General features: G+C 30.3%; 13 protein-coding genes. 11 read left to right on the top strand and 2 right to left on the bottom strand.

The features are described from left to right. Window positions 1-21 precede the first annotated feature (21 nt). The 9 genes from O3I44_RS00070 to O3I44_RS00030 all read left to right on the top strand — a co-directional run bounded on the left by O3I44_RS00070 (window position 22) and on the right by O3I44_RS00030 (window position 9,526). Window positions 22-675, top strand: a complete 654-nt coding sequence (locus tag O3I44_RS00070; protein ID WP_303717163.1) for a gluconeogenesis factor YvcK family protein — start codon at window positions 22-24, stop codon at window positions 673-675. 33 nt (window positions 676-708) lie between these two features. Continuing rightward, window positions 709-888, top strand: a complete 180-nt coding sequence (locus O3I44_RS00065; RefSeq protein WP_303717162.1) for a hypothetical protein — start codon at window positions 709-711, stop codon at window positions 886-888. A gap of 43 nt (window positions 889-931) precedes the next feature. Then, window positions 932-1,849: a DHH family phosphoesterase gene (locus tag O3I44_RS00060; RefSeq protein ID WP_303717161.1), complete on the top strand. Its 918-nt coding sequence runs from the start codon at window positions 932-934 to the stop codon at window positions 1,847-1,849. A gap of 114 nt (window positions 1,850-1,963) precedes the next feature. Then, a complete protein-coding gene (locus tag O3I44_RS00055; protein WP_303717160.1) occupies window positions 1,964-3,184 on the top strand; it encodes a YitT family protein in 1,221 nt (406 codons plus the stop codon). Window positions 3,185-3,494: 310 nt separating this feature from the next. Continuing rightward, window positions 3,495-4,892, top strand: coding sequence for a hypothetical protein (locus O3I44_RS00050; RefSeq protein ID WP_303717159.1), 1,398 nt, complete (start codon window positions 3,495-3,497; stop codon window positions 4,890-4,892). Window positions 4,893-4,912: 20 nt separating this feature from the next. Beyond that, complete coding sequence (phnC, locus tag O3I44_RS00045) at window positions 4,913-5,815, top strand: phosphonate ABC transporter ATP-binding protein (protein WP_303717158.1); 903 nt, start codon at window positions 4,913-4,915, stop codon at window positions 5,813-5,815. Further along, window positions 5,808-7,913, top strand: a complete 2,106-nt coding sequence (locus tag O3I44_RS00040) for a PhnE/PtxC family ABC transporter permease (RefSeq protein ID WP_303717157.1) — start codon at window positions 5,808-5,810, stop codon at window positions 7,911-7,913. The genes phnC and O3I44_RS00040 overlap by 8 nt, the downstream gene beginning before the upstream one ends. 37 nt (window positions 7,914-7,950) lie before the next feature. Beyond that, a complete protein-coding gene (locus O3I44_RS00035) occupies window positions 7,951-8,850 on the top strand; it encodes a DHH family phosphoesterase (protein ID WP_303717156.1) in 900 nt (299 codons plus the stop codon). Window positions 8,851-8,944: 94 nt separating this feature from the next. After that, a complete protein-coding gene (locus O3I44_RS00030) occupies window positions 8,945-9,526 on the top strand; it encodes a uridine-cytidine kinase (protein ID WP_303717155.1) in 582 nt (193 codons plus the stop codon). Window positions 9,527-9,531: 5 nt separating this feature from the next. On the opposite strand, the gene O3I44_RS00025 is transcribed toward O3I44_RS00030, so the two are convergent. Next, the gene (locus tag O3I44_RS00025; RefSeq protein ID WP_303717154.1) at window positions 9,532-10,095 is read right to left on the bottom strand and encodes a uracil-DNA glycosylase; all 564 of its coding nucleotides are present in this window, start codon (window positions 10,093-10,095) and stop codon (window positions 9,532-9,534) included. A 978-nt stretch (window positions 10,096-11,073) separates the two neighbouring features. On the opposite strand from O3I44_RS00025, the gene rpoE reads away from it, so the two are divergent. Both rpoE and fba read left to right on the top strand, forming a co-directional pair. Then, on the top strand, window positions 11,074-11,367 hold the full coding sequence (gene rpoE / locus O3I44_RS00020; protein ID WP_303717153.1) for a DNA-directed RNA polymerase subunit delta: 294 nt from the start codon (window positions 11,074-11,076) through the stop codon (window positions 11,365-11,367). A 60-nt stretch (window positions 11,368-11,427) separates the two neighbouring features. After that, window positions 11,428-12,291: a class II fructose-1,6-bisphosphate aldolase gene (fba, locus tag O3I44_RS00015; RefSeq protein ID WP_303717152.1), complete on the top strand. Its 864-nt coding sequence runs from the start codon at window positions 11,428-11,430 to the stop codon at window positions 12,289-12,291. A 31-nt stretch (window positions 12,292-12,322) separates the two neighbouring features. Here the strand turns inward: fba and O3I44_RS00010 are convergent, their stop codons facing one another. Continuing rightward, on the bottom strand, window positions 12,323-13,012 hold the full coding sequence (locus tag O3I44_RS00010; RefSeq protein WP_303717151.1) for a response regulator transcription factor: 690 nt from the start codon (window positions 13,010-13,012) through the stop codon (window positions 12,323-12,325). Window positions 13,013-14,026: the final 1,014 nt, after the last annotated feature.

The following is a 14,026-nucleotide window of genomic DNA, read 5'->3' as shown; positions in this document are numbered from 1 at the left end:
GGCTGCCAACACTTCTTCGAGGTGTGAAATATTAATGATATTGATATTGCTGCTATAGTCACTATTACTGATTCAGGTGGATCAACAGGGGTTTTATCTTCCCACTTTGATATACCGGCCATTGGTTATTTAAGAAGGGTGATTGCATCTTTAAGTAGAGACAGAGAATTATTAGAAAAATCAATGGAATATCGTATCTCCGGAACTGGGACAGATCTTGATGGACATGCTATTGGTAATTTAATTATTGCTTCACAAATATTAATGGAAAAAGATTTTTCAAAAGGGATTGAAAGAACAACTAAAATGTTAAATGTCCTTGGGACTGTTTTGCCAGTATCCAATACTTTTAATCATCTGCATGCTGAACTGTCCGACGGAAGTATTGTTGAAGGTGAAGCTAAAATTGGACATTCAAAACAACCAATTAAAAGAGTTTTTTACAAAAATGGTGTGGCAACATTAAGGACAGTTGGTGCCATTAAGAATGCCGATTATATTATCTTGGGTATTGGTTCTTTATACACATCTTTAATTGCTAATTTAATTTATCCTAAAATAAAGTTAGCTCTTAAAAGCACAAATGCTAAAATAATCTATTTTGCTAATGCCTTTACCCAACATGGTGAAACAGACAATATGACTCTAAGTGATCACATCAAAGCAATTGAATAACACACCTTTAAAGGGATTACTGATGAAGTGATTGTGTCCAATACAAAAATCACAAAAGCCACACTTAAATCATATATTGACACAAATCAAGAATTAATCAAAAATGACTTAACTACTTTTAAATTATTTGATTTATTAACTGAAGTCAACAAAGACACTGTTCGTCATGATGAGAGCAAAATTAAAAAATGTGTTGAAGAAATAATCAAATAATTGAAAATCCATATTATCATGAATTTTCTTTTATAATTTTGACATGAAGCAATTATATAAAGATATTTGAAAAGCAATTATAAAAAATAAAAAAATCACAATTTTAACTCATATTAATGCAGATGGGGATACGGTAGGAAGCGCAGTTGCTTTAAAGCAATTGATTTTAACTAACACAAGTGGTATTGATGTTAAAATATCTGGTGAAAAAGTACCGGCATACTTATCACTTTTTGATGAGAATGATATTGTCAGTGATGAGTATTTTAATAATTCTCAGATTGTTGTGGTCGATACTTCTAACAAGAAGCGAGTTTTTGATAAAAGGCTCGTAACTAAGGAAGCCATCAAAATTGATCACCATCACGAAGAAGAAGAGTGATTATTAGGTGTGGGTGGAGATCATTGACCAGCCACTGGTGAGGTTCTTTATAACTTAGCACAAGCAAATAACCTTGATATATCTAAAAGAACAAGGGCTGCAATTTTTGTAGCTATTTGGACTGATACTGAAGGTCTAACTCAAAGGAATTTTACAGATAAGACCAAAAAGATTCTAGAATCATTAGATGTTGATAAAAAAATGATTATAAATTCATTAAAAGCTCCTAGAAAGATAATGCAGTTAACAAAATCTCTCAAGAAGAAAATGGTCATTAGTAATAATGTGGGGTACTTATATTATGATGAAACTGAAGTTGATAACGATTATCTTAGATTAATTACTGGAGAGTTATCGAATATGTCAGGATTTGATGTTTATTTTGGTATGGTTAAAACAGATAAACATATGTTTAGGGGTTCTATCAGATCAAAAATCAATTTTGATGTTTCTAAATTTGCCAAGATGTTGCATGGTGGCGGCCATTTTAATTCTGCAGGGTTCTCAGAACAAAATCTTGATGTTGTTACTGATGTTCTAAGATTAATAAAAGAAGAGTTAGCACAAAATAAATTGTAATTATTAATGATATTTCATAAGAAAAATAATAATAACTATATTGAATAATTCCCATTTTTATTGTTTTTTTATCTTAAGATATCACAAAATCAATATTTCCTTATAATTATAGATATGAAAAATAACAAAAACACACCCAAACACACCAAAAGCATCTCTAAAAACATCAGAACAAATGAAAAAAATATTAAAACTCAACCTAAAGCAAAAAAAAATGTTTCAACTCCAAAGACATCAATAGCCACGAACTCCATTAAGAAAAGCCAACCTTCTAAAAAAAGAAAAACCGTATCACGAAAAAACCCTATAAAAACGCTTAAAAAGAATTATTCTACCGTAATGTACGCACCGATTAGGTCGTCGATGGCTTTTAGAATTTTTGTTATTACAATTGCGGCCTTAATTGTAACATTTTCGCTGGATTCATTTATTCACCCAGCTAAATTATATTCCGGAGGGTTAAGGGGTATTCAAGAGATAATTTTATATGCCGTTCCATATGTTGAAACTAATCAATGATTAGGATATATCATTTTTTTTAGTATTAATGTTCCTTTGGCTTATTTTGGATTTAAATACATAGGGCTCAAATACACACTTTTAACTATGTACTTCATTTTGGTACAATCCTTATTTTCATTTATTATGCAAATGCCTATAATTCATAATGCTATTCAAGTATATCCAATCTATCAAGTTGGAGAAACTAATTTAGATGGAGATCTCGTTTCACAAGATATGTTTAGGAAGGATGCGTCTCGATATATGGCAGGGATAATCGGGGCCTTTATTTATGGGTTTGGTATTGCGCTTACATTTGTGGTGGGGGCTTCTTCTGGTGGTTCAAAGTTTATTGTTACTTATTTATCAGAAAAATATAAACTATCATTAGGTAAAGTTGGAATGGGTATTGCAGTAGTTATTGTTTTGACGGGTATTATATTTAACTCAATTATTATTGACAGAATCTATTGATTAGAAGCACTCCTATCGGTAAAACTATTCGCTTCAGCTCTTTATATCATTCTTCAAAACACTTTGATTAATGTTATTGCACCAAGAACAAAAATTACAAAAATAGAAATTCAAACTTCTCAAGCTGATGTTGTTAAGAAACTTATTTTAGGAACAATCATTGATAAGAGAACATGGTACTCATATAAAATCAAAAAGAATTTAAAAAAAAGTAGGTCCAGTATATTTGTTTTAACTGTTAATAAAAGAGAATCCGATTATGTCTTAAGAAAACTTCATAAAGCTCTTCCAAGGGCATATGTTAGTTCTTACGATGTTAATTTGAGAACTGAATACTTTAAAACCAGAAGAATAGACTAATATTTAAAAAACTTCTTGTGAGGAGTAATTTTATGCAGTTTTTCTCTATTGGTAGAGTCATTAGTTTTATAGAAAATACATATCATAAATTCCTAATGAATTCTTTATCAATAAAAAATATTTATACATGTACTATCAATTTTAAAAGATATTTGTACAATGGTAAGTTAACTTTTTTATAGGTAAAATTGATTTTATTAACATTAAATTTAACAATGTGTTATTTTTATAAAATAATTTAAAAATATTTTGTATAATGCAAATGTAGGGAATACTGCAGAGAAATAGAGAATTTTAAAAGGAGGAAAGTGTGATTGGAAGAAAAACATTATCGACGGTCGGAACAATAGGTGTAATAGTATCACCTGTTGCAATGGTATTATCATGTGGTTCATCAAATTTAGGTGTAACAATGAAAGACATTGAAGGTACGTTAACAACAGGATATGCTGACTCAATAGGGAAAGTCGCTTTAGGAACATTAAGTCTTGCCGGAGGGTATTCTGACTTAAGAGCAAATATAAGGGATGGCGGAGACGAGAAAGTATCAGTTTTAGGTGTCGTCCACAAAAGAATAGCAAATGATGGTCTTCAAGCAAGAAGTGATATGAAACCAGCTGATCAAAAGGCATTTCAAATTATTTTTAAGCAATTAGTTAGACTATCAGCTGATGAGTCATCACTCCAAGTTTTACTAGATGGTGAAGTTAAATCATTATTCAAAGTATATTCTCATAATGATTACACATCTCTTGACAAAAACACAAAAATTACATATCTAGAAGATGGTGTAGCAAAAGAAGCAAATGCTTTAAAGGGTGAAGCTCCAGAAATTTCTGCTTCTCCAGCTGATGATGATTCTGATTATTTTTCAGTAACTAATTTAAATGCTTTAAGGCTTTTGACTTCAACATCCACTATTTCAGATGTTAAAAACGCCCTAAGCACTACTAAGGCTAGATTCTCAGTACAAATGATTCCATCAAAGAACCCCACTGACGTTCAATCTGTTGCAGTAGCATTGAAGAGTTTCTTTGATAATGCAACTGGAAAAGATAATCCAATTGCTGCATCTGCAAATTATAGCGTAGCTGCACGTCAATTAGAATCTAGGCAAATTGATCTTGCATTTTTGCCAGTAGATACATGAGCCACAATTGCCCCTTCAACTAATTTTTTACTACAAGCTAGTAGATCTACGATTGTTGGAACAATGATTCAAGAAGGAAATACTCTTAAAAAACCTACGTCAACTATTGGTGACTCATCAATTGCTGTTCAAGCACTTGATAAATTTGGTTCTTTATATTTATCAGATCTTAAAGATATAGATCCTAACACATTATCTGGAGAAAGTGATTTTGTTGATCGTGCTCCCAAGTTCCCGTCATGAGAAGCTAATTTTAATGCTGCCGTAACAAATACAAATGACCCTTTGCATGATTTTGTGCTTGCTGCACTATTTGCTAGACATACTTATACAGACAGAACTAATGATATTTACAAAGCGGGATCGTATGAATCAGTTATTTACGGTAAAACTGATTCTGAAATAACAAGAAAAATATCCGAAGCTGTAAAAGCTAAATCCAATTTTTCAATGCCGCTATCTGATTTAGGAACTGTGACATATGGATATACATCTATAACTTCATCATCATCGTATCTATTTCCTGAACTGTGATTTAATTCACACTTCACAAAATAATTAAAAGAAATTTTAATAATATGAACATCAAAAAATGAAACATTCAGTTTGAAGATGTTGGGCTTATATATCCCAATGGATATGATGCATTAAGAAATATAAATTTAAAAATTCTTGAAGGTGAATTTGTTGGGATAATAGGTTTATCTGGAGCCGGTAAGACAACGTTGTTAAAATCAATTAATAAAATATCTAAAATAACTAGTGGAAACATAATCATTGGTAACATTGAAAATCAGACAAAAGAAAATGCATACCTTGTTAAGAAACTAAAGGGTAAAATGGAAAGAGAATACAAAACCCACATTGGAATGGTATTCCAAAGGTATAACTTACTATATGGATCTAAAGTAATCACGAATGTCCTTTCAGCTAAATTGGCCCAAATAAACCAGGTTAGGGCTCTATTGGGCATTTTCAAAAAGGAAGAAAAAATGCTTGCGTTGGATTCTCTTGCTCAAGTAGGCATTCTGGAAAATGCTTATGTAAGGGCTGAAAATCTTTCTGGTGGGCAGATGCAAAGAGTTGCACTTGCTAGAACCATTGCTCAAGGAGCAAAAGTAATTTTAGCTGATGAACCTGTCGGGGCCCTTGATCCCATTATGGCTAAATCAGTTATGGATTCTTTTTTAAGAATTAACACAAAACAAAACAAAACAATCATAATTAATCTTCATCATGTTGATTTAGCTCTGCAATACACCGATAGAATAATTGGGGTTAAAAATGGTGAAATAGTTTTTGATGGTCTTTCAACAAAAGTCGATTTAAAGGTTCTTAAAAAAATATATGGTAGTAAACTAGAAGGTTTCGATGAAAAAGAATTAAAAGAAATTTGAAGAAAAAGAAAAGTCGTTAAAGAACCAAAAAAAGCAAAGCAAAGAAAAAAAGTTAAAAAAACAAAGGAATTAAATAATGAGTAGCATTATTGATTTTTTTCATAACAAACCAATTAGAATAAAAGATCAAAGAGTAATTAAAAAAAGCGCTTGACCAGTAATTTTGTCTTCGCTTTTGATAACATGTTTAGTAATATTTCTTTTTTATATTTCTAATCCTAAGTTTGTGAATTCATCAGTTTTTTTTCATAATTTATCCAAATTCTTTGATTTTTCTGATAAACATATTGGATTACAAACCATTACAATTGCTCAGACACTAGGAGACTCATTAAGATTATTATTAAACACACTTATTTATTCCGTGCTCGGAACAGTGTTGGGTATTATTGTTTCGATACCATTGGCATTATTGAGTTCTAAAAATATTGTCAAGAAGTGATATATATATACTCCATTTAGATTCGTGATGTCTATTATGAGGGCAATACCCCCACTAGTAATTGCATTTATCATGTTTCAAATGTTTTCGCCTACATTGACTGCAACATTTGCAATAGGTGTTTTTGTTGCAACAATAATGACTAAATGACTTTTTGAAGAACTTGATACACTTGATATGGAAACATTCAACGCACTGCAAGCATTTGGCAACTCAAGATTTAGAGCATTGAGACAATCGGTGTTGCCATTTCTTATGAAAAAGGCTTTATCATATGGCCTTTATGCTTTTGAAATTGTAATACGTTTTGCAACCATTCTTGGAGTCATCAATATCTCAACAATTGGTATGCTTTTAAGCGATAGATACAGTGATGTTGGAATGTGAGGGCATATGACAATAGTTCTTCTTGTTTTAATTGTAACAATAGTATTGATCGAAATTTTTTCTAAAATCTTTATTAAGTATATTATTGAAAAAACATTTAACAAAGTGTCCATCAATAAAAATGATTCTAAAAAAGTAGCTATTGACCATATCTATAAATCTGCCCCAAAATTTTGAATTGTGAAGTTAGGTTTTGGTTTATTATTTATAATGGTGCTAATTTACTCGATTATTCAAATCAAATGAGCTATGGCCACACCAGAGCGTCTTGGAAATTTTAAATCTCTTGTGGGCGACTTATTTCAGCCAGACTGATCTTTATTTAAAATAGTTGGCACGTTAAATCCAATAAATGCTGCTTTTAATGCGCTTTTAATAGCAGCACTAGCAGCAATTATGGGTACGTTCTTTGGAATTGTTTTTGGTTCGTTAGCGTCAAAAAATATTCTTGGCCCATATTTTTCTTGAGTGTTTAAAATATTAATAATCACCATAAGATCTATTCCTGCATTTGTGTATGCTATTATCTTTATCTTTATAATTTCTCCAGATAATAACTTTATGTTTGGTGGGGTTCTTGCACTGGGAATTCATTCTATAGGGATGCTTGGAAAGCTAACATATGAAAAAATAGAATCATTAGATTCTGGCCCTGCTGAATCATTAAAAGTAATGGGATCTACAAAATTACAAGTAACAAGATGGGCCTTAATTAAAGAAGCGATGCCCCAAATACTATCTAATGCTTTATATAGAGTAGAAATAAATCTTAAATCTACGGTTCAAATTGGTACTATCGGGATGTCGATATTTGGGTATTCTGTAGCAACTTATGCAGCAGATCCTGCTTATTATAGTCAGTTGTCATCGTTTATAATTGTTATTATTGTAATGATTTTAATTCTGGAGCAAATATCTTCTCTTGGCAGAAAAGTTCTTATGACTGGAAGAATTTTTCCAAATAGAAATATCATATACAAATTTTTAAGAAGGACAAACAAGAAGAAATCATTGATGAATTGTATGGCATTTAATTTAAAATTTTCTGAGAAAAAAAATTGAGTTGACTACAATAATTTAGTAAGTAAGAAGTTAGTTAAGATAGGAAATGGCAAAGATAAATTGCAAAACGCTAAAGAACAATTTGCATCAGAATACAAAAAAGAACAAGTTAAAGCTGAGAAAAAGTTTGAAATTATTAATGCAAAAGATAAGAAAATGCTTAATAATATTTCACAAGAAAGCGATTCCTACAAAAACATTCAGAAGAAAATATATAAATTTTTAGCGGCCAAAGAAAAAATAGTTCAGGAATCTGCTTTAAAGCATATTTATGAGAAGTATTCAATATAATCCTAATTACCAAAATTATTTTCTTTATAATTTATGTATGAATAAAATGTATGAAAAAATATGAAATGAAATTAAAACAAATAAAAACATTACTATTTTGTCACATATAGATGCTGACGGAGATACTACCGGATCTGCCACTGCTTTGAAACATCTAATATTGGATAACACGAATGTCCAGGAAGTAAAGATTTCTGGAGAAAAAGCCCCTAGATTTATTTCCTTCTTGGATGAGTCAGAAGAAGTGTCCGATAAGTTTTTTAATTCATCTCAAGTTATAGTTGTTGACACATCAACTATAAGCAGAATTCATGATCAAAGAGTTAATACAATTAATTCTATTAAAATAGATCACCATCATCATGAAAATAAATGAAAATTGGAGATTGGTGGAGATAAATGACCAGCAACAGGGCAAATTCTTTATGAAATGGCTAAACAGTTAGATTTAACAATCCCAAAAAGAGCTGCTGAGGCCATGTGGGTGGCGATATGAACCGATACAGAAGAAATGACCCAGAGAAGTTTATCCACCAATACTTGAGAAGCTATTGAACATTTGGTACAAAATAAAAAAGATGTAATAAAAAAACTTGCATTAACAACCGATGAGAATAATTCAATCAATAATTTACGGAAAGAATTAGTTGTCCAAAATGATATTTGTGCCCTATTAACAGAAACAATTGTTCCTAATGATTACTTGAGGCAAATGACTGCTTTGTTTTCCAATGAAAAAGGATTTGAAATATATTTAGGTGTCACTAAAGTTAGCTCTAATATTTATCGCGGTGAATTGAGATCAAAAGGAAATATTGATGTCTCTTTATTTGCAAAACACATGGGTGGAGGTGGCCATTATTCATCTTCTGGTTTTATGTGCAAGTCATTAAAGGAAGCAAGAGAATTTCTTGAATATATAAAAAGCAACAGATAACAACATGAATATAAATAATTATAAAAGTTATATAAATTTTTTAATGAATTAGTAAAATTATTAATCTTTTGTATTTTTCCTTATAATTACATTAATGTCAAAATTAATTCTTATTACTGGTGGCTCTGCATCAGGCAAATCTACAGTTGCTAAAGCCATAAAGAAAGAGTTTGGTAATGATGCTTTGCTAGTCTCGCAAGATAACTTCTACTTGCCAGTGGGTAGTCCAAAAACTAATTATGATACACCGAAAGCCTTTGATATGAATTTACAAAAACAAATAATTAAGGACTTGCTTTCTGGTAATGATGTTCAGATGCCCATATATTGTTTTTCTAAACATGCTAGAGATGGTTATGAAACAATTAATTCCAAGGGAGTAATTATTTTTGAAGGGCTATTCACTTTCAAAGATCTTGAACTAATGGAGTTAGCAACACTTAAGATATTTGTTGATACTCCATCTGATACAAGACTAGGTCGAAGAGTTATGAGAGATGTTAATAAAAGACAAAGAAAAATTAGTGATATTATTAATCGTTGAGAAAAAGATGTTAAACCAGCTTACCACAAACATATTTCACAAGCTAAAACCCAAGCTGATATCATTGTTCCATGAACTGCTGTGAACATGAAATCATTAAATGCTTTATTCAATTCCATTAGACATAATTAGTAAGTTTATCAATCTATATTTGTTAGTTCCTTAAATGTATTTTTAATTCTGTGTCTTACTGACAACGGTGATGGGTGGGCGTCCATTATTTTTTTATTCACCAATAATGGTGCATATTTTTTTGCTTCATTTCCCCAAAGAACTCATGTGATTTTCAGATTATTATCCATCCACTTAATTAATTTATTTGTAAAGGGCTTTCAAGCTTTTGTGTGTGAATTAGGTTGACCATGTTCAACAGTTAAAGATGTGTTTAGCATCAATACTCCTTGATCTTCTCAATGCTTAAGAGTTTTATCGGTTTTGAAACTACCTCTAACCTCAATTAACTCCTTAAATATATTTTTGAGGGATTGAGGTTCTTTAATATCTTTATTAACAGCAAAAGCTATTCCGTTTGCTACACCTGGTGTTGGGTAAGGATCTTGTCCCAAAATTATAATTTTGATATTATCAGGATTTTTATTAAAAAATCTTAAAGCTTTATTTTTTGATGGTGAGACATTGTCATCATATAGCCTATCTAATATTTTATTAGCTTCATTAATCAATTCAATTGGTCAGTTCATAAATATATTTTACCAAATACAAATGACAAATGACAAATAATGACATTTTACATACCATGTATATTATAAAGAATAGAAAACTATTATTTTTAGAAGAGTCAAATCATCTACCTTATCAAGTGAAACCACTTGTTATTGGTGGGTGAATAGTACAAAAAGATAAAATTATTGAAGTAAACACAGCTATAAAAAAATAAAAGCCTATCACGGCATAAAGTCCTTAACAGAAGTTAAGTGGACAAAAATAGGGAAATCCAAGATTAATTTATATAAGAATCTTGTTAATTTTGCAGTGTAAATGATTATATGCAATTAAGGGTTCTAATTGCAACAATCAAACGCAACTTAAGGATAAGCTACAAGGATTGATATTCTAGATTACATTACTCGTTGGTTGCAAAACTCCTTTTACAATTTATGGAATAATTTCGGATCAAAAAGAAATTCTAAATGAAAATACAATTGATAAAACAATGAATATAGCAATGATGCCTCAACTTGATTATATTGATTCTAAAGAATTTCAAATAATATAGTTATCTGACATATTTTTGGGCAATTTCTTCATGAAATTTTAAAATAAAATCATGGCAAAAAAAGAAATTTATGATTTAGTAGAAAAGCCAAATTCACCATTGATAAAATTGGTACTAAATTTATTTTGGTAACTGTGTTTAAAATTCATGAATATGAAATTAGAAAGAAGGGAATAAACGAATTGTTGATGAAAATCCTGCTGACATAAAAATCATTTTAATAAAATAGTCTATAATAATATTGACCGAATTACCTAGTTGTAACAAACGAGTTGAGGGGACCTTGCGGAGTCTTTTCTTTAAATTATTTTTATTTTTGTAACACATAATTATATGAATATAATTATTTACTATATTTTCATTAACAATATTTAATAGATTGTAATAATGATATTTGACGTGCAAAAATAATATATAATATAAATCAAAAGAGGTGCATATTATGAAGACAACATTAGAAGTAACAATGGAATTTTTAGAAAGCAAGAATGGTGAACCTATGGAGTATGCAAAAATATGAAAATATGTTTTTGCTGAAAAAAAAGCAGATTGAAAGAAAGCTGATCCAAAGAGCCTTCTGCAAGAGATTAAAGATTCTAAAATTGGTGAACTATATACTCTATTAACTATTAGTGGTGATTACGTCATGGTTGACGAAAGTAAATTTGCATTAGTAAAAGACTTTACATATGGCGAAGTAAAAGCTATGAAAGCAAATGCGGTGGAAGAATTATAAAATATAAAAGTTATATCAAATGGTATAATTTTTTTGTCAAAAATTGATACAAGGAGAAATATGGCATTTGTTAATGCAAAAGAGATGATTAAGAAGGCTTATGAAGGGCATTATGCTATTCCACATATAAATACTAATAATTTAGAATGAACTAAGGCCATTTTATTAGCTGCCGAAGAAATGAAGTCGCCAGTTATCATTGGTTCCTCAGAGGGAGCCGTTAAATATATGGGTGGTTTTAAAACTGTAAAAAATCTTGTAAAAAACTTGCATGATTCAATGGGTATTACCGTTCCTGTAGCTATTCACTTAGATCACGGAACTTTCGAAGGCGCCAAGAAAGCTCTTGAAGCTGGATACACATCAGTTATGTTTGATGGATCACATTTCCCCATTGAAGAAAATATTGAAAAAACCAAAACTATAATTGCGCTTGCAGCTAAGCAAGATGCTTCAGTTGAGGTTGAGGTTGGTACACTAGCCGGTGAAGAAGATGGAGTTCAAGGATCTGGCGATGTTGCTGATCCTAAAGAAGTTAAGATTATGGCTGATTTGGGTGTTGATATGATCGCTGCTGGAATTAATAATATTCATGGACCTTATCCAGAAGGATGAGAAGGGTTAAACCTTGGTGTGCTATCAAAACTAAAAGTCGAAGCTCAAAGAGGGTTAGTATTACATGGAGGAACAGGAATACCTTCTGATCAAATTACTAAAGCCATTTCAATGGGTGTTGCCAAAATAAATGTTAATACAGAATTACAATTAGCAAATGCTGCTGCAATCAGAGAATTTGTTAGATCAGGGAAATCTGATCAAGGCAAAAACTATGATCCAAGAAAACTTCTTGCTCCTGGTGTGGATGCTATGGTACAAGCCGTTAAAGATAAAATAACACTATTTGGTTCTAATAACAAAACTTAATAAGAACAATTTAAAATAACTATTGATTGAGTTATTTTAAATTATTATCAGTTTTTTGGCTAATATAATATTCTCTATTACTGTTTCTTAATATTTTGTAATTAATCAGTTTTTTATTAAGCCGATGAACATATTGGGATACAAGCTTTGTTGTGTCCTCATCATATTTTCATACTTCATTAATAATTGTTTTTTGTAGATATGGTTTTCCATCAATCATGAATGTTAGTAATTTAAACTCGGTATTAGTGAGATTAATTGTTTGTCCATCATCGGATACAACTTTTGATATTAAATTAATAATTAAATTTTCAAATGATATTTCTTGTTCGAGATAATAGCTAGATGAATAGCGACGGAGAATTGATCTTATTTTATGAATGAAATATTGGTCGCCATAGTTGGAATTAAAAACATAATCAACATTTTTTTGAAATAAACGAACCTCATTTTTTTCGCTTATATTTTTTTGACTTATTAAAATCCTAGCATTTGATTTGGATTCGTGAATTCTTTGTACTAACTCAGTTTGTAGTTTCTTTTCAAATAACCCATCGAATAATATTATGTGAGGTTTATTTTTAATAACTTCATCTATATTTTCAAATTCATCCATATGAATATCTAAAAGGTATTGTTTTTTTATTTCGCTAATGATGTCCATATTAATACGGGATATTTTTGAAGATTTAATAATATAAAATTTTATTTTTTTATCCATAACCTAATTTTATCTTTATTTCTTGTGAAAATGATTAAAAAAAGCATTAATTATTAAAGTCCGCATCATTAGATGAGGATAATTTATATTTATTATGGTTTATTTTCTTAATTTGTTTAATTGATCAACTGCATGGATTGCAGCTTCATAAATAACTTCAGAAGTAGATGGGTGTGGATGAATTGTGGCGGCCAATTCATAAACAGTTCCCTCAGTCTCAATTAATGTAGCTATTTCGGAAATCATATCTGATGAATTATTATTAACGACATGTGCACCAAGAATTTCACCATATTTTTTTCCTATCAGTAGCTTAGTAAACCCTTTGGCGTTTTTTGTATCAGTCAGAACTCTACCCACATTAACATTTTGTCATACTGATTTTATGTAATCGATTCCTTCAATTTTTAATTGTTCTTCTGTTTTTCCGATTGAAGAAAGTTCTGGATGAGTATATACACAAGAAGGGACTCTGTTAATATCTCATTCTGTGTGTTTACCTTCAATAAAGTTTGCAACCACATGAGCATGTTTATAAGCTACATGTGCTAGCATGATTACTGCATTTGAGTCACCAATTGAAAATATATTAGGAATTGAAGTTTGTAATGTATCATTAACTAAGAATTCACCTCTTTTACCCAGTTTAATTCCGAGTGTTTTATCAAGACCCAAATTATTTGCTCTTCTACCTACAGATTCAAGAACTTTTTCTGATTTAATTTTATGTTCTTTTCCGTCTTGTTCATAAACAATAGACCCATTTTCGAATTTTTGAACTTTTGCATTCAATATAATATTAATACCTTTATCCACCAACATTTTATGAGCAAATTCTTTAATGTCTCCATCCATTACAGATAGAACTTCAGGAAGGCCTTCAATAATAGTAACTTTTGTTCCTAGATCTTGGTAAAGAACAGCAAATTCAGTGCCAATAACTCCTCCGCCAATAATGGTTAATGTTTTAGGAATAGCTTTCAAATCAAGTGCACCTGTAGAATTAATTAATAC

The organism is Candidatus Mycoplasma mahonii (assembly GCF_030550815.1).
Classification (GTDB): domain Bacteria; phylum Bacillota_I; class Bacilli_A; order Mycoplasmatales; family Metamycoplasmataceae; genus Mycoplasma_O; species Mycoplasma_O mahonii.
Note: the sequence above shows the minus strand (reverse complement) of the source record. Positions and strands in the feature narration are given on the sequence as shown.